The sequence below is a fragment of the Micromonospora sp. NPDC047521 genome, assembly GCF_055587305.1.
On sequence record NZ_JBVJGN010000001.1, the window covers coordinates 121,030 to 138,132 of the forward strand.

A 17,103-nucleotide genomic window follows, 5' to 3' on the forward strand; every position below is an offset into this window, starting at 1 on the left:
CGGCCCGCCCGCACGGACGGGCCGGTCAGCGGTGGAGGTCAGAGGACCTGGCGCACCCACCCGTGCGGGTCGGCGGCCTTGCCCCGCTGGATGTCGACCAGTTGCTGGCGCAACGACATGGTGACCCGGCCCGGCTCGCCGCCGCCGACGAGGAACTCGCCGTCCGGGAAGCGCACCCCGCCGATCGGCGTGATCACCGCGGCAGTGCCGCAGGCGAAGACCTCGCGGAGCCGGCCGCTGGCCGCGTCGGCCTGCCAGTCGGCGAAGGAGACAGGCCGCTCCTCGACCCGGTGCCCGGCCTCGCCGGCCAGCGTCATGATCGCGTCGCGGGTGATGCCCGGCAGGATCGTGCCGGTAAGCGGCGGGGTGACCACCGAGCCGTCGTCGTAGACGAAGAAGACGTTCATCCCGCCCAGCTCGTCGACGAAGCGACGCTCCACCGCGTCCAGGAAGACGACCTGGTCGCACCCGGCCTCGATGGCCTCGGCCTGCGCGGCCAGGGAGGCCGCGTAGTTGCCGCCGCACTTGGCTGCGCCGGTGCCGCCGGGCGCGGCCCGGGTGTAGTCCGGGGAGACCCAGACGGTGACCGGCTTGACCCCACCTGTGAAGTACGCCCCGACCGGCGACGCGATCACCACGTACAGGTATTCGTTCGCCGGGCGGACGCCGAGGAAGACCTCACTGGCGAACATGAACGGCCGCAGGTAGAGGCTGCCGTCCTCGCCGGTCGGGATCCAGTCCCGGTCGATCTCGATGAGCCTGTGCAACGAGTCGACGAAGACCTCGGGCGGCAGCACCGGCATCGCCATCCGCTGCGCCGACGTGACGAACCGCGCGGCGTTGGCGTCCGGCCGGAACATGGTCACGCCACCGTCGGCCGTCCGGTACGCCTTCAGCCCTTCGAAGATCTCCTGCGCGTAGTGCAGGACCGCGCTCGCCGGGTCCATCGGGATCGGCCTCCGCGCCTCCACCCGGGCGTCGTACCAGCCCTTGCCGTCCGCGTACCGGACGGTGACCATGTGATCGGTGAACACCCGGCCGAACCCGGGGTTCACCAGCAGGGCGGCCCGGTCGGCGGCGGATACCGGCGCGGGATTCGGACGGATCTCGAAGTCGAGCATGTCACCACCGCTCATCGCGCTGACCTCCCTGCGGGACAACGGCATGCGGGATCGCACACCGACATGGCTGTGCCAGAAACTTACCCCGAACGGTCGTTCAGCGGGTAGCGCCGCTCGGGGCGGGGCGGAGTGCCCGGACAGGCGGAAACCGCCCTGGCGTTGGTGGGCCGGGGCGGTCAGGCTACGGCGTGGGCCGCGAGCCGGTCGCCGACCTCGGCCGTCCGCAGTGCCACACCAGGCGTCCGGCCGGCCAGTTCGGCGGCGACCGCCGCGTTGACCCGGGTGGCGGCCTCGGCGTGCCCGAGCTGCTCCAGCAGCAACGCGACAGAGAGCACCGCGGCGACCGGGTCGGCGACGCCCTGACCGGCGATGTCCGGCGCGGACCCGTGCACCGGCTCGAACATCGAGGGGTACGCACCCTCGGGGTTGATGCAGCCGCTCGCGGCCAGCCCGATACCGCCGGTGACGGCGGCGGCGATGTCGGTGAGGATGTCGCCGAAGAGGTTGTCGGTGACCACCACGTCGTAGCGCTGCGGCTGGGTCACCAGGAACATCGCGGCCGCGTCGACGTGCTGGTACTCGGTGGCCACGTCCGGGTGCTCGGCGGCGACCGCGTCGAAGGCGCGCGCCCACAGAGACCCGGCGTGGGTGAGCACGTTCGTCTTGTGCACCAGCGTGACCTTGCGGCGCTCGCGGCGACCGGCGCGGGCGAACGCGTCACGGATCACCCGCTCCACACCGTGCCGGGTGTTGAGGCTCTCCTCGGTGGCGACCTCGGCCGGGGTGTCGCGGTGCAGCGAGCCACCCGCACCGGCGTAGAGCCCCTCGGTGCCCTCGCGGACCACTACCAGGTCGACCTCACCGGGCTTGACGTTGCCGAGCGGGCCGGCGACGCCGGGCCAGAGCCGGGAGGGACGCAGGTTGACGTACTGGTCGAAGGCGAAGCGGAGCTTGAGCAGCAGCCCGCGCTCCAGGACACCCGGCGGAACCGTCGGGTCACCGACCGCGCCGAGCAGGATCGCATCGTGCCCGGCCAGCTCGGCCAGGACCGAGTCGGGCAGCACCTCTCCGGTACGGTGCCAGCGGGCGGCGCCGAGGTCGTACTCGGTGGCCTGCACGCCGGGCAGCACCGCGTCGAGGACCTTGCGGGCCTGCGCGACAACCTCAGGCCCGATGCCGTCCCCGGCCACCACCGCGATGCGCGCCACGCCCAACTCCCCACGTTTCGACTGCCCGTCCGGCCACGGTACGTCGCCGTCCCGCCTCCCGGTACGAAGGTTCCACCATCTGGGAAGCTCGGATCCACAGCACCCTCTCAGCGAAGACTCATCGAGCGATCATCTCCGCTGCCTAGGGTGAGGGTCTGCGGGTCAGGGGGCCCGCGACGGGCGTCGCGACGGCGCGGCGCCAACTGCGAGGGGGCAGATGCGATGCGCATCGACGAGCAGCCGCGTACCCGCTGGCCGGACCCGTCCGCGTTCCGCAACCGTCGTCCGGATTTGCGGCTCGGCGGCCGGCGGCACCGGGTCGACCCGGCCGGCGCCACCCACGGCCGGATCGCCGTACGGCACACCGTCCGCACCGGCACGGCCGAGTACACCCTGATCCTCAACGCCCCCGAGTGGCTCGGCCGTCGGGGTGTCGGCGAGGCCCTGCGGGACAGCGTCGCCGAGCTGCGCGCCATCGACCTCACCTACGGCCCCAACCGGCCGGAGAGTCTGGTCTCCCGGCTGCGCCGAGGTGAGATCAGCCCCGACTCGTACCCCCCGCTCGCGGACCTGGTGGACCGCTGCGCGGCGATGCGCGCCGCCACCGACGGATGGTTCGACGCCTGGGCGGTGCCGGGCGGCTTCGATCCGGGTGGCCTGCTCGGCGGCTGGGCCGTCGAACGCGCCGCCGAGCGACTGCGTGCCGCGGGCGTCCACGACTACGCGGTGCTCACCGGCGCGGACCTGGTGGTCCGTGGCCACGCCCCGCACGGCGGACCGTGGCGGGTCGCTGTGCACCACCCGACCGCGCCCGAACGCGCGCCGATGGTGCTGGAGATGACCGCCGGGGCGGTCGGCACCTCCGGGGTGACCGGACGGCAGGGGCACGTGGTGGACCCGCACACCGGCGAGCCGGCCGACCACCTCGTCGCCGCGACGGTCGTCGGCCCCGACCTGACGGTCGCCGACGCCTACGCCACCGCGCTGTACGCCGCCGGCCCCACCGGTCTGGGCTGGTTCCGGGGAAACTCCGACTACCGGGCGCTCTTCGCCCACCGGCGCTGAGCGGAACGTCGCCCCACCGCGTCGTCTCCCCGCGGCGCTCCGGCCCGATTCGCACCTCGGCCGCCCTCGGACGGCCGGTCGGGCCTGCGATCGGCCCCCACAGCCTCGGCAACGGCCGTGGGGGCCGGTCAGCGACGAGTGCGCGTGGCTCGCGCAATCGAGGGGTGCGGACCGGTCGGGCCGGACGTCGACCGCGCCACCCGAAGACGGGCCGGCGCCGCGAACTCGGCCAGTGACCGCAGTCGTACGCTAGCGAATCGACGCAACTCGACGCAAGAGTCTCCACAGCGGACCGTCCCGGACGGACCGTCGCGGTTCAGCGATTGGCCTGCGGCGAGGCAGTTTCGACATGGTGAACGCCGGATGGCACGCTGTCCGCCGTGAGTTTCGATCTGAGTGTGTGGGCCCTGGACGACGGGGCGACGCCCGAGGACGTGCGGGCAGCGGTCGACGGTTGCCGGCAGGGGCGGCACGTGGACCGTTACCCGGACGCGCGAGTGGTCGCCTTCTACCGGGCGATCACCGCCTCCTACCCGGACCGGCACCCCGGCCCGGACAGCCCGTGGGCACGGGCGCCACTGCACGCCGCCCACGACCACGTCGAGCTGAACCTGCATCCGACCTGCCCGGACCAGGTGCTGTTGGACATCGAACGGCTGGCCGGCGAACACGGGCTGATGCTCTTCGACCCGCAGGACGGGTCGGTCTATCCGCCCCCGGCACGGATGCCCGGCTGACCCGGCCGGGCGGCGGCAGACCCACCCCGGGTACGACGAAGGGGCCCGGCGGATCGCCGGGCCCCCCGTGGTGCTGCGGTGACTACTCGTCGCGCAGGTCCGCGGCGCTGGCCGCCGTCGCGCCGATCGACTCGGCCGCCGAGGTGAGCAGGTCGGCGCCGAGCGCCTGGTCGACGGTGAGCGTCATGAGCGTCTCGCCGCCCGCCTCGCGCCGGGCCACCTGCATGGCGGCGATGTTGATGCCCGACTCGCCGAGCAGGGTGCCGACGACGCCGACGACGCCCGGCCGGTCGGCGTAGCGGAGGAAGAGCAGGATGCCCTCCGCGCCGATCTCCACGTCGAAGCCGTCCACCTCGGTCAGCTTCAGCAGGTCGCGGGCGCCCGAGTGGGTGACCGTACCGGAGACGCTCACCGTCCGGCCGTCCGGCAGCGCGCCGCGCACGGTGACCAGGGTGGGCTGTTCCGCCGTCTCGGCGAGGCTGGCCAGGGTGACCTCGACGCCACGCTCGGCGGCCAGGTGCGGCGCGTTGACGTAGGTGACCTGCTCCTCGACCACGGAGCTGAACAGGCCCTTCGTCGCGGCGAGCTTGAGCACCGACACGTCGTGCGCGACGATCTCGCCGCGAACCTCGACGGTGACGCTCGCGGCGACGCCGCCGGCGACAGCGGTGAACGCCCGGCCGAGCTTCTCGGCCAACGGCAGCAGTGGCCGCACGTCCTCGGCGACCACGCCGCCGACCTGCACGTTGACGGCGTCCGGAACGAACTCGCCCTGCAACGCCAGCTTCACGCTCTTGGCCACCGCCAGGCCGGCCTTGTCCTGCGCCTCGTGGGTGGAGGCCCCCAGGTGCGGGGTGGCCACCACGTTGTCGAAGGCGAACAGCGGAGAGGACGTGCAGGGCTCCTTGCTGTACACGTCCACGCCCGCGCCGGCGACCCGGCCCTCGGCGATGGCGTCGGCCAGGGCCTGCTCGTCGACCAGTCCACCGCGGGCGGCGTTGACGATGCGGACGCCCGGCTTGACGATCGCCAGTTCCTTCTCACCGATCAGGCCCACCGTCTCGGGGGTCTTCGGCAGGTGGATCGAGATGAAGTCGCTCTCGCGCAGCAGCTCGTCCAGGCCGACCAGGCGGACGCCGAGCTGCGCGGCCCGCGCCGGCTGGATGTACGGGTCGTACGCGATCAGCCGGGTGCCGAACGCGGCGATGCGCTGGGCGAAGAGCACGCCGATGCGGCCGAGCCCGACCACGCCCACGGTCTTGCCCTGCACCTCGACACCTGTGTACTTGGACCGCTTCCACTCCCCCGCCTTCAGCGCGGCGCTGGCGCTCGCGGTGTTGCGGGCCACCGCGAGCAGCAGCGCGACGGCCTGCTCGGCGGCGGAGACGATGTTCGAGGTGGGCGCGTTGACGACCATGACGCCCCGGGCGGTGGCGGCCGGCACCTCGACGTTGTCCAGCCCGACGCCCGCGCGGGCGACCACCTTGAGTCGCGGCGCGGCGGCCACCGCCTCGGCGTCGATCTGGGTCGCGCTGCGCACGATGACGGCGTCGGCCTCGGAGAGCGCGGAGAGCAGGGCCGGACGGTCGGTGCCGTCGACGTGACGGACGTCGAAGTCGTGGGCGAGCACCTCGATGGCGGCGGGGGCGAGTTCTTCGGCGATCAGTACGACAGGATTCATCGGTCCTCGTAGACGTCGTGTTTGCGATCGGCTCGGCGGCGGGGCGCCGCACTGCGCCCCGCGCTGGTCCGTGCCGTGGCCGTCAGGTGCCGGCTCTGAGCACCTACCCGCGATCGTAGGGGCTCGCTGGTCGGCGTGTTCCGGTCCGTGGGGTGAGTGCCCTCACACGCCGGGTCGGACGGCGGACATCACCCGTTCACCTGACCGACATGGTTGGTCCCGGCGGGCGCGGCACCCCGCGAGGCGTTTGTCACCCGGTCCCACGAGGTGGGCACGAGGGGTGTCGGTGGAAAGCCGGACGGCCCCGGGCGGCGCTGGGGAGAGCGCCGGCCCGGGGCCGTGGGGAAACGCCGTGGTCCGGATGGTCAGGCGGTCTCGGTGATCGGGCGGTCCACCCAGCTCATCATGCCGCGCAGCTTGCGGCCGGTCTCCTCGATCGGGTGCGCCGCACCCTCGGCCTGCCACTTGGTGAAGTTGGGCCGGCCCGCCTCGTCCTCGGCGACCCACTCGCGGGCGAACTCGCCGGACTGGATCTCGCCGAGGATCTTGCGCATCTCCTCCTTGACCCGGGCGTCGATGATCCGCGGGCCGCGGGAGAGGTCGCCGTACTCGGCGGTGTCGGAGATGCTGTACCGCATCTTGGCGATGCCGCCCTCGTACATCAGGTCGACGATCAGCTTCAACTCGTGCAGGCACTCGAAGTAGGCCACCTCGGGGGCGTAGCCCGCCTCGGTGAGCACCTCGAAACCGGTCTGCACCAGGGCCGCCGCGCCACCGCACAGCACCGCCTGCTCGCCGAAGAGGTCGGTCTCGGTCTCCTCGGTGAAGGTGGTGCGGATCGCGCCGGCACGGGTGCCGCCGATCCCCTTGGCGTACGCCAGGGCCAGGGCGAGGGCGTTACCGCTGGCGTCCTGCTCGACGGCCACGAGACAGGGCACGCCCTTGCCGTCGGCGTACTGGCGGCGGACCAGGTGGCCGGGGCCCTTCGGGGCGACCATCGCCACGTCCACCTCGGCCGGCGGCTTGATGAGGCCGTAGCGGATGTTGAAGCCGTGGCCGAAGAAGAGCGCCTTGCCGGCGGTCAGGTTCGGGGCGATCGACTCGGCGTACAGGGCGCGCTGGGCGGTGTCCGGCGCGAGCACCATGATCACATCGGCCTCGGCGGCAGCCTGCGCCGGCGTGGCCACCCGCAGGCCCTGCTCCTCGGCCTTGGGACGGCTCTTGGAGCCCTCCGGCAGACCGATCACCACGTCGACGCCGGAGTCCCGCAGCGACAGCGCGTGGGCGTGGCCCTGGCTGCCGTAGCCGATCACCGCGACCTTCTTGGCCTGGATCAGGCCGAGGTCGGCATCGTCGTCGTAGTACACCTCAACGCTCATGAGACTTCCCTTTCGTACGACGGCCTCGGTGGCCCGTCGTGGTCTGTGCGGATGGGTTCGTGGCCCGCCGGAGCCGGCCAGCGGCAGGTCAGGCGGCCCGTAGCGCGGGACCGGCGGTGATCGAACGCGAGCCGCGCCCGATCGCCACCAGCCCGGACTGGACCATTTCCTTGATGCCGAAGGGCTCGAGGTCGCGCAGCAGCGCGTCGAGCTTGTCCGGGGTGCCGGTGGCCTCGATGGTCAGCGTGTCCGGTGCGACGTCGACCACCCGGGCGCGGAACAGGTTGACCGTCTCCAGCACCTGGGTCCGCGCGGACCGGTCGGCGCGGACCTTCACCAGCAGCAACTCGCGGGCCACCGAGACCTGCGGGTCCAACTCAACGATCTTGAGTACGTTGACCAGCTTGTTGAGCTGCTTGGTGACCTGTTCCAGGGGGGACGACTCGGCGTTGACCACGATGGTGATCCGGGAGACGTCCGGGTTCTCGGTCTCGCCGACGGCGAGGCTGTCGATGTTGAACCCGCGCCGGGAGAAGAGGCCGGAGACCCGGGCGAGAACGCCCGGCTTGTTCTCCACGAGCACGGACAGGGTGTGCATCGTCATCAGATGTCATCCTCGTCGAAGACCGGGCGGACGCCGCGGGCGAACATGATCTCGTCGTTGCTGGTGCCGGCGGCGACCATCGGCCAGACCATGGCGTCCTTGCCGACCACGAAGTCGATCACCACGGGGGCGTCGTTGATCTCCATGGCCGCGGCGATGGTCTTGTCCACGTCGTCGGCGTTCTCGCAGCGCAGCCCCACGCACCCCAACGCCTCGGCGAGCTTGACGAAGTCGGGGATGCGGTGCTTGTGGGTGCCCAGTTCGGTGTTGGAGTACCGCTCGTCGTAGAACAGCGTCTGCCACTGCCGGACCATGCCGAGGTTGCCGTTGTTGATCACGGCGATCTTGACCGGGATGCCCTCCAACGCGCAGGTGGCCAACTCCTGGTTGGTCATCTGGAAGCACCCGTCCCCGTCGACCGCCCACACCACCGTGTCCGGCATGCCGACCTTGGCGCCCATGGCCGCCGGCACCGCGTACCCCATCGTGCCGAGACCACCGGAATTCAACCAGGTGTACGGCTTCTCGTAGGAGATGAACTGCGACGCCCACATCTGGTGCTGGCCGACCCCGGCCACGAAGATCGCGTCCGAGCCGACGATCTCGCCCAGCCGCTTGATGACGTACTGCGGGGAGAGCGTGCCGTCGGCCGGCTCCTCGTAGCCCAGCGGGTAGCGGTTGCGCAGGTCGTCCAGCTGCGTCCACCAGTCACCGAGGTCGGTGCCGCGCCCCGCCGACCGTTCGACGGTGACCGCGGCGATCAGCTCGTCGATGACGTGCCTGGCGTCGCCCACGATCGGGACGTCCGCGTGCCGGTTCTTGCCGATCTCCGCCGGGTCGATGTCGGCGTGCACCACCGTCGCGTCCGGGGCGAACGAGTCCAGTTTGCCGGTGACCCGGTCGTCGAAGCGGGCGCCCAGCGCGACGATCAGATCCGCCTTCTGCATGCCGTAGTTCGCGGCGACCGTGCCGTGCATGCCGGGCATCCCCAGGTGCTGGCGATGCGAGTCGGGGAACGCGCCGAGGGCCATCAGCGTGGTGACGACCGGAATTCCGGTCAGCTCGGCCAGCCGGCGCAGCCCGTCGGTGGCACCGGCCTTGAGCACCCCGCCGCCGACGTAGAGCACCGGCCGGCGGGCGGCGGCCATCAGCCGGGCCGCCTCCCGGATCTGCTTGCCGTGCGGGTGCAGGGTGGGCCGGTAACCGGGCAGGTCCAGGGTGGGCGGCCAGGTGAAGGTCGTCGGCGCCTGGAGCACGTCCTTGGGGATGTCGACGAGCACCGGCCCGGGCCGCCCGGTGCTCGCCAGGTGGAACGCCTCGGCAAGCACCTGCGGGATCTCCTCGGCGGTCTGCACGAGGAAGTTGTGCTTCGTGATCGGCAGCGTGATGCCCTGGATGTCCGCCTCCTGGAAGGCGTCCGTGCCGATCGACGCACGGGCCACCTGGCCGGTGATCGCCACCATCGCCACCGAGTCCATGTACGCGTCGGCGATCGGCGTGACCAGGTTCGTCGCGCCCGGGCCGGAGGTCGCGATGCACACGCCGACCTTGCCGGTCGCCTGCGCGTACCCGGTCGCCGCGTGCCCCGCACCCTGCTCGTGCCGGACCAGGATGTGCCGGACGCTGGAGTCGTAGAGCGGGTCGTACGCCGGCAGGATCGCGCCACCCGGGATGCCGAAGACGACGTCGACGCCGAGCGCCTCGAGGGACCGCACCAGCGAGCCGGCGCCGGACACCTGGGCCGGAGCTGTGGGGCGTACCGCCGGGGTGGCCGGGCTGGCCGGGGTGCGCGCGGCGGTCTGGTCGACGTCGGCGGCCGGCTCGGCGGACGCGCGGGCCCGCCGGGCGGTGTGGGCGAGGGTCTCGGGCGTGGGTCTCGTCATTGTGGGTCTGGCCTTCGGCTGGAGCGGCTGGGGCTTGTTCAGCGATGCGACCGGGCGGTGGGCCCGTCGCGACAGGTTCCGACGGCAATAAAAACGGCCCTCGTGCAGATGCACGGGGCCAGCGCACTCTCGATGGAGGAGAGTGCGCTCAGGTAAGTACTCGCAGCGACCGGGACGACATGCGGCTAAGCCTGACGCATCTCACGCGATGAGTCAACTGATCCCACATGTTGGTTAACGGAGGACGGCGCGTCGGCCCGCGACGCGCCATCACCAGCCGATTTGACCTGCCCGGACCCGCCGGAGACCCGGCGTGGAGTGGGCAGCGGAGCGGGACGCGCACCCGGTGACGTCGCCGCCTCCAGCATCGCCTCCAGGTGCTCCGCCGGCACTCCCCAGCCGAAGAGCGCGCCCTGACCGAACCGGCAACCGGCGGCCACCACCGCGGCCAACTCGGTGGGCGTGGTCACCCCCTCGGCGATCACCTCGAGCCCCAGCTGGTGGCCCAGCCGCATCACGATGTCGACCATCGGCGCGAACGCCGGACCGTCCTGCCCGACCGGGCGGACCGGCTCGTGCTCGGCCACCAGGCTGTGGTCGATCTTCAGGATGTCGATCGGCAGGCGACGCAGCTGCCCCAGCGAGGAGTAGCCGGCACCGAAGTCGTCCAACGCGATCCGCACACCGGTCAGCCGCAACGCGGTCAGCCGTCGGATCAGCTCGTCCAGGTCGGTGGCGACGGCGTGCTCGGTGACCTCCAGGACCAGCCGCTGCGGCGGCACGTGGTGGGCGCGCAGCGCCTCGGCGACCTGCACCACGTACTCCGGAGCGTGCAGCTCGCGCGGGGACACGTTCACCGAGACCCAGACGTCGTGCCCGTCGGCCAGCCAACGGGACAGCTGGTAGCAGGCCTGGTGCAGCACCCACGCGCCGAGCGTGGAGATCATCCCGCACTCCTCGGCCAGGGGGATGAACTCGTCCGGGCGCACGTTGCCCAGCTCCGGATGGTGCCACCGCAGCAGCGCCTCGGCGCCGACCGGACGCACCGACGGCAGCGACGCCACCGGCTGGAAGGCCAGCCGCAGCTCGTCGCGGTCGATCGCGCCGCGCAGCTCGTGCTCCAGCGTGGTCCGCCGGCGCAGCAGCTGGTCGTAGGCGGCGTCGTACCGCTCGATCCGGTTCTTGCCGCGCTGCTTGGCGTACCGCAGCGCCAGGTCGGCGTGGCGCAGCAGCAGCTCCACGTCCGGCTCGTCGGCCCAACCGGCCACCCCGATGCTCACCGACAGGAAGACCGGCCCCTCCGGCTGGTCGTACGGGCGGTTGACCACCCCGAGCAGTCGCTCGGCGACCCGGTCCGCGTCGGCCGGCCGACCCTGCATGAGGACGGCGAACTCGTCACCGCCGAGCCGGGCCGCCACGTCGCCGGGGCGCAGGTTGCCGCGCAGCCGACGACCCACCTCGGCCAGCACGGCGTCGCCCACGTCGTGGCCGCGCATGTCGTTGACGTGCTTGAAACCGTCCAGGTCGAGGCCGAGCAGGACGCACGGGGTGCCCGCGGCCGCGCTGTCGTGCAACGCGCGCAGCAGCCCGCGCCGGTTGGCCAACGCGGTGAGCGGATCGGTGTGCGCCAGCTCGCGGAAGTGCGCCTCGCGCTCGGCCAGCCGGCCCGCGTAGTCCCGGACGTCCTTGAGCGTCAGGTACTGGCGGGCCACCAGGGCGAAACCCTCCACGCTGCCGGCCACGATGCCCGGCGCCGTGAACCGGCCGTCCTGGAGCAGGTGGTACATCGCCGAGGCGGCCATCGCCAGCATCGGGGCGAGCGCGTACTCCCCGTCGCGACCGATCAGGTCCAGGTCGACCTGTCCCGGCCGGTCGGCCCGGTGCACGGCGAGCGCGACGCTCAGCAGGCCGGCGGCGAGCACCGCCCCGCCGGTCAGCGCCAACGCCGGACCGGCCTGGCAGAGCCCCGCGCTCAAGCCCAGACCGCCGCAGCTCACCGCGCTGATGCCGGCGCCGAGCACGGCCAGCCGCCGACGCGGTGCGGCGGCCCGGAAGACGATGATCACGGCGAGCCCGGCGCCGATGGCGGCGCTCACCGTGGCGAGCAGGATCGCCGGGCAGGCCTTCGGGGTGGCGTCGCCGAGCAGTCGGGTGGGCTCGGAGAAGAGCACCCAGCCGACGAACCACAACGCGGCCGCCATGGTCAGGCCGTCCAGGGCGAGCCGGGCGGTCCCCGCTGCGGTGGCGGCGACCCCGGGCAGCCGGAGCAGACCGGCCGCGAACGCCAACCCGCTCACCGCCGTGCCGATCGCCGCGATGGTGGCCCAGCCGGTGCGCTGCCCCTGCTCGTGGGCCCAGTGGTCGTTGGCGGCGAGCGCCGCCCCCACGCCGACCACGAGGCTGGACAGGGAGATCCCGGCGGCCACCGCGAGGAGCACGTGCGCCGGCCGGCGCGGCCCGGTGCGGCGCGTGGCCACCACGGTCAGCAGGGCCACGGCCACCGCGGCGACGAGGCCGCTCAACGCCGCGACCGCGACCATGCCCGGGGGGAGATGCACGTCCTCCAGAGTGCCGGATGAGCGCTCGCCGTGGGGGACCAGGTGTGCATCTGTTGGGACACGGCGCACACGGCCGGTGGCGGGCGCCGGGGCGGTGTCATGCTGATAGACATGCCTGAGCTGCGGTCGAAGACCTCCACGCACGGTCGGACGATGGCCGGCGCCCGGGCCCTCTGGCGGGCCACCGGGATGACCGACGACGATTTCGGTAAGCCGATCGTCGCCATCGCCAACAGTTTCACCCAGTTCGTCCCTGGTCACGTACACCTCAAGGACATGGGCGGCCTGGTCGCCGACGCGGTGGCCGAGGCCGGCGGCGTGGGTCGGGAGTTCAACACCATCGCCGTCGACGACGGCATCGCGATGGGCCACGGCGGGATGCTCTACTCGCTGCCCAGCCGCGAGCTGATCGCCGACGCCGTCGAGTACATGGTCAACGCGCACTGCGCGGACGCCCTGGTCTGCATCTCCAACTGCGACAAGATCACCCCGGGGATGCTGCTGGCCGCGCTGCGGCTCAACATCCCGACCGTCTTCGTCTCCGGTGGCCCGATGGAGGCCGGCAAGACGATGGCGATCGAGGGCGTCGTGCACAGCAAGATCGACCTGATCGACGCGATGATCGCCTCCTCGAACGAATCGGTCACCGACGAGCAGCTCGGCGAGATCGAGCGCTCCGCCTGCCCGACCTGCGGCTCCTGCTCCGGCATGTTCACCGCCAACTCGATGAACTGCCTCACCGAGGCGATCGGCCTGGCGCTGCCCGGCAACGGCTCGACGCTGGCCACCCACGCCGCGCGCCGGTCGCTCTTCGTCGAGGCCGGCCGCACCGTCGTGGACATCGCCAAGCGGTGGTACGACGGCGACGACGACTCGGTGCTGCCCCGCACGGTCGCCTCCAAGGCCGCGTTCGAGAACGCCGTCGCCCTCGACGTGGCGATGGGCGGCTCCACCAACACGGTGCTGCACCTGCTCGCCGCCGCCCGCGAGGCGGAACTGGACTTCGGCGTCGCCGACATCGACGCGATCTCCCGGCGGGTGCCGTGCCTCGCCAAGGTCGCGCCGAACTCGCCGAACTACCACATGGAGGACGTGCACCGGGCCGGTGGCATCCCCGCGATCCTCGGCGAACTGGACCGGGCCGGACAGCTCAACCGGGACGTGCACGCCGTGCACTCCCCCTCGCTGGCGCAGTGGCTGACCGACTGGGACGTGCGCGGCGGCTCGCCCACCCCGACCGCCGTCGAGTTGTTCCACGCGGCGCCCGGTGGGGTGCGCACCACCGAACCGTTCTCCACCACCAACCGCTGGTCGTCGCTGGACACCGACGCGGCCGGCGGCTGCATCCGCGACCGCGAGCACGCGTACTCCGCCGACGGCGGCCTGGCCATCCTGCACGGCAACCTGGCCCCGGACGGCTGCGTCGTGAAGACCGCCGGCGTTCCGGACGAGTGCCTGACCTTCCGCGGACCCGCGAAGGTCTACGAGTCGCAGGACGACGCCGTCACCGCGATCCTCGCCAAGGAGATCGTCGCGGGCGACGTCGTGGTGATCCGCTACGAGGGCCCGAAGGGCGGCCCCGGCATGCAGGAAATGCTCTACCCCACCTCGTTCCTCAAGGGGCGCGGGCTGGGCCGGTCCTGCGCGCTGCTCACCGACGGCCGCTTCTCCGGCGGCACCTCCGGGCTCTCCATCGGCCATGCCTCTCCCGAGGCCGCCTCCGGTGGACTGATCGCGCTGGTCCGCGAGGGTGACGAGATCGTCATCGACATCCCGGGCCGATCGATCTCCCTGAACGTGCCGGAGGACGAGCTGGAGGCGCGACGGGTGGCCGAGGAGAAGCGCGACAAGCCGTACACCCCGGTCGATCGGCAGCGGCCGGTGTCGGCGGCGCTGCGCGCGTACGCCTCGATGGCCACCTCGGCCAGCGACGGCGCCTACCGCCGCGTCCCGGAGTAACCGCCGCTCGCGGTCGACACTGGATCGCCAATGTTGAACGGGGCGGCCACCGTCCACTACACCAATGCTGCCCGGCCGGCGCGGAGACGCACCCGGCCGGGCAGTGCCATTTCCGCCCGCTCGTCGCGCCTCGTTGACAGCCGATCCCGGGTCAGCCGAGATCGCGCAGGTCGGGGGCTTCGGCGAGGAGGCTGACGCCGTCGTCGTCGTGTCGGTACGCCGTGCAGCCGGCGCGGGTGAAGCGAACGGTGACCACCTGCCCGGCGTGCTGGGCCGCCAGGCGTAGCAGTTCCGGCTCGGGATCGGCGACGTCGCGCGGCCCCGAGCAGGGCACCGGGATGGGCACCGTCGGATCGGTCGGGGCGGCCCCGGCGACGGCGTCGGTCAGGCACTCGACGCACCAGGCGAGCGCGGCGGCCAGGCTCGGCCGGTAGGGGAAGTCGTCGGGGCGGACGGCTGCATCAAGCGGCTTCACCTCGACAGACCAGCGCAATCCGTCGGCCAGCAGTGGGTCTGCGGCGTTGTGCCGCAGGTCGCACACGGCCACCACGAGGGTCAGGTCAAGGCCGAGGGCGAGCCGCAGCAACTCGGGCAGCGGCGGCGAATCGGGAGGCGTCGCCACCACGATCAGGCGGCCGGCCGGCGTACCCCGGCCTGTGCTGCGGATGTGCTCCCCAACCGGGTCGGCCCCGGCCCAGGGCAGGGTGACGTACCCGTCGCGAAGGTCTTTGCTGATCTGCTGCCCGCCGTCGGCGTCGGCTAGATCGTCGGGCCTCGCGCCGAGCACGGCCGCCCAGGAGCCGAGCCGGTAACGGCCCGGAAGCTGGACGACGGGCTTGCCGCCCGGTTGGGTGGCGACCAGCGGAGCGACTTCGGGCGTACCGGCCTGCCAGGCCAGGTGCACCACCCGGTGCCGCAGGTCCGTCACGGTGACCAGCACGGTCTGATGCAGGCGCCGGGTGTCGCCGCAGGTGTAGCAGTGCAGCGCGGATGGGCGCAGGCCAGCGCCGCAGCAGTGCGGGCAGTCGGGGTCGGCCGCGTGACCGCCGAGCCGGCAGTCGCAGGCGCGTAGCCGGCTGTGTGGCCGGCAGTCCGGGCAGGACCGCCAGTCGACGGGTCCACCCAGCCAGGACGGGTCGGGTGGTTGGTAGCCGCGGGTCACCGGCACCTGCACCCGGCGGACCACCTGGCCGGTTGGCTGCTCGGTGAGGATCTCCACCGGCTCGTCGGCCCGCAGAGTCGTGTGCCACCAGCAGCCGTTGCGCCACAGGGCCTGCGCGCCGGGCAACTCGCCCCCGGCCAGGTCGACGCAGTCGGCGAGGACGCGGCGTTCGAGCTGGTCGACGTCCACGACGGGGGCGGCGGGTGGGCGCGGCGAGTCGGGGCGCAGCAGCCGGGCGGGGACGGCCAGGCCACGCTCGGCGAGGCCGGTGAGGGCGTCGGCCACGTCCGTGCGGGTCAGCGCCTCCGGCAGGTCCCGGCACCAGCCGGGCGGCCCGAGCGGCACCGGGGAGCCGGGCACCTCGTACCGGATGGCCCAGCAGAACCCCGCGCCCTGCCGACGGGCCTCGACGACCAGGTCGAGCAGCAACAGGTCGGCCAGCGCGCACAGCCGGGCCAGTCGTGCGGCCGGGTCGACAGTCGCCGGGGCGGTGGATCGGCCCAGCACCAGCCGCCAGGGGGCGTGATCGGTCCGCAGGATGGCGTGGGCCTCCAGCTCGTGCCGCTGCGCTGCGGGCAGGTCGGGTCGCCACTGGCGGTCCAGCCACAGCGAAGGCGCGTCGGCATCGTCCACGACCGAGCCGACGGTGGCGGCGAGTTCGCGTACCCGGGATGCAAGGTCGACCACCCAGTGACCCGCCGGGTCGCGGCGGGGGTCGAGGCCGCCGGGCACGACCTGGTGGGACGCGACCGCGCCGGTGTCCAGGTTGGCGACGGTGACCACGAGCTGCGCACGCCGCCGGCCGCGCCGCCCGCAGCGATAACAGGGGTACGCGAGGCTGCCCGCGCCGCGACACTGCTCGCAACTCCGGTACGCCTCCCGGCGCGGCCCGAGCATGTCGGCGTCGGCGAGGAACCGGTCACCGTAGGTGGTGCACCGGCACGGTTCCAGCGTGATGGTCATGCCGTCGCAGTCCGGGCAGACGACGACGGGGGCGGCGGTCACCGACACCGCCGGGCCGCGCAGTCACCGTCGTGCTCGACCCGCCGCACGCACCGCCGACCGCCGTCGAGGGGCAGGTCGCAGAAGACCCGATGGCGTACGCCCTGGGCGTCCTCGACGGACACGGTGGTCTCGCCCGCGTCCACTTCGGACAGGAAGGTCAGGGAGCGGGCCAGGGTGCCGGCGAAGTGCTGGGCTGCCGGCAGGTCGGCGGCGGTGAACGGCAGGTGCGCCACCCACCGGGCGCTCATCGGCGGGCCGCCAGGTCCTCGCGTGCCCGCCGTGACTGCCAGCACTTCAGCGCATCCTTGATCCGCTCGGTCTCCCGGCGGCTGCTGCCCAGCGCCGCATACACCTCGGCCAGATCGTGGGCGACGCGGTCGAGGAATTCGGCGACCTCCACGGCATCCACGCCACGCCGGCCTCGCCGGGTGAACCGGCGCCCGCGTACCTGCCACGGCTTCAGAGGTACGTAGTTGGCCGCCCGATAGGACGCCGGCCGGGGTGGTTCGGCCCGGAGATGACGGAGAAACGCGCGCACGACAATGCCCTTCTCGGCAGGTGACGACCCTGGAGGCGACGTCGCCAGAGCAGCATCGCTCAGGCGGCGTCGCCCACCCCATCGCCGCAACTGGTTCTGCGGCAGCAGTGGAGTGCTGCCCAAAGCAGACCGGGTGTCATAGGTCTGCGATAGACAACAGGGGTTAACCCGCTGCTGTTAACCGCTGCCGCTTGGAACGGGTA

The 17,103-nt window shown here is 72.5% G+C and carries 13 protein-coding genes; 3 read left to right on the top strand and 10 right to left on the bottom strand.

Translation table 11 applies throughout. The features are described from left to right. Nucleotides 1–38: 38 nt before the first annotated feature. Together ACZ6N8_RS00605 and ACZ6N8_RS00610 are read right to left on the bottom strand one after the other, a co-directional pair. A complete protein-coding gene (locus ACZ6N8_RS00605) occupies nt 39–1,136 on the bottom strand; it encodes a branched-chain amino acid aminotransferase (protein ID WP_466006662.1) in 1,098 nt (365 codons plus the stop codon). A gap of 161 nt (nt 1,137–1,297) precedes the next feature. Next, a complete protein-coding gene (locus ACZ6N8_RS00610; RefSeq protein WP_357981256.1) occupies nt 1,298–2,329 on the bottom strand; it encodes a 3-isopropylmalate dehydrogenase in 1,032 nt (343 codons plus the stop codon). A gap of 222 nt (nt 2,330–2,551) precedes the next feature. On the opposite strand from ACZ6N8_RS00610, the gene ACZ6N8_RS00615 reads away from it, so the two are divergent. Both ACZ6N8_RS00615 and ACZ6N8_RS00620 read left to right on the top strand, forming a co-directional pair. Continuing rightward, nucleotides 2,552–3,394: an FAD:protein FMN transferase gene (locus ACZ6N8_RS00615; RefSeq protein ID WP_466006663.1), complete on the top strand. Its 843-nt coding sequence runs from the start codon at nt 2,552–2,554 to the stop codon at nt 3,392–3,394. Between the two features lie 380 nt (nt 3,395–3,774). Beyond that, nucleotides 3,775–4,131 (top strand): hypothetical protein, encoded by a 357-nt coding sequence (locus ACZ6N8_RS00620; protein WP_139586497.1) that lies wholly within the window; start codon nt 3,775–3,777, stop codon nt 4,129–4,131. A gap of 82 nt (nt 4,132–4,213) precedes the next feature. Here ACZ6N8_RS00620 and serA read toward each other — a convergent pair whose 3' ends face one another. From serA to ACZ6N8_RS00645, 5 genes are all read right to left on the bottom strand, one after another. After that, nucleotides 4,214–5,812 (bottom strand): phosphoglycerate dehydrogenase, encoded by a 1,599-nt coding sequence (serA, locus tag ACZ6N8_RS00625; protein ID WP_466006664.1) that lies wholly within the window; start codon nt 5,810–5,812, stop codon nt 4,214–4,216. 365 nt (nt 5,813–6,177) lie between these two features. Beyond that, nucleotides 6,178–7,191, bottom strand: a complete 1,014-nt coding sequence (gene ilvC / locus ACZ6N8_RS00630; protein WP_357981267.1) for a ketol-acid reductoisomerase — start codon at nt 7,189–7,191, stop codon at nt 6,178–6,180. Nucleotides 7,192–7,279: 88 nt separating this feature from the next. Continuing rightward, complete coding sequence (gene ilvN / locus ACZ6N8_RS00635) at nt 7,280–7,795, bottom strand: acetolactate synthase small subunit (RefSeq protein ID WP_089017348.1); 516 nt, start codon at nt 7,793–7,795, stop codon at nt 7,280–7,282. Beyond that, entirely contained in the window at nt 7,795–9,678 is a 1,884-nt protein-coding gene (locus ACZ6N8_RS00640; RefSeq protein ID WP_466006665.1) for an acetolactate synthase large subunit, read from the bottom strand. Before ACZ6N8_RS00640 ends, ilvN begins: the two co-directional genes overlap by 1 nt. A gap of 185 nt (nt 9,679–9,863) precedes the next feature. Then, on the bottom strand, nt 9,864–12,218 hold the full coding sequence (locus tag ACZ6N8_RS00645; protein WP_466007271.1) for a putative bifunctional diguanylate cyclase/phosphodiesterase: 2,355 nt from the start codon (nt 12,216–12,218) through the stop codon (nt 9,864–9,866). Between the two features lie 129 nt (nt 12,219–12,347). Between ACZ6N8_RS00645 and ilvD the strand changes: the two genes are divergently transcribed. Beyond that, nucleotides 12,348–14,195 (top strand): dihydroxy-acid dehydratase, encoded by a 1,848-nt coding sequence (gene ilvD, locus ACZ6N8_RS00650; protein ID WP_466006667.1) that lies wholly within the window; start codon nt 12,348–12,350, stop codon nt 14,193–14,195. Between the two features lie 151 nt (nt 14,196–14,346). On the opposite strand, the gene ACZ6N8_RS00655 is transcribed toward ilvD, so the two are convergent. The 3 genes from ACZ6N8_RS00655 to ACZ6N8_RS00665 are packed head-to-tail and all read right to left on the bottom strand — an operon-like array spanning nt 14,347 to nt 16,900. After that, nucleotides 14,347–16,362, bottom strand: coding sequence for a hypothetical protein (locus ACZ6N8_RS00655; RefSeq protein WP_466006669.1), 2,016 nt, complete (start codon nt 16,360–16,362; stop codon nt 14,347–14,349). Further along, nucleotides 16,359–16,610 carry a hypothetical protein gene (locus tag ACZ6N8_RS00660; protein ID WP_466006671.1) on the bottom strand — a complete coding sequence of 84 codons (252 nt, stop codon included), beginning with the start codon at nt 16,608–16,610 and terminating at the stop codon, nt 16,359–16,361. The genes ACZ6N8_RS00655 and ACZ6N8_RS00660 overlap by 4 nt, the downstream gene beginning before the upstream one ends. Beyond that, the gene (locus ACZ6N8_RS00665; protein WP_466006673.1) at nt 16,607–16,900 is read right to left on the bottom strand and encodes a DivIVA domain-containing protein; all 294 of its coding nucleotides are present in this window, start codon (nt 16,898–16,900) and stop codon (nt 16,607–16,609) included. Before ACZ6N8_RS00665 ends, ACZ6N8_RS00660 begins: the two co-directional genes overlap by 4 nt. Between the last annotated feature and the right edge of the window lie 203 nt (nt 16,901–17,103).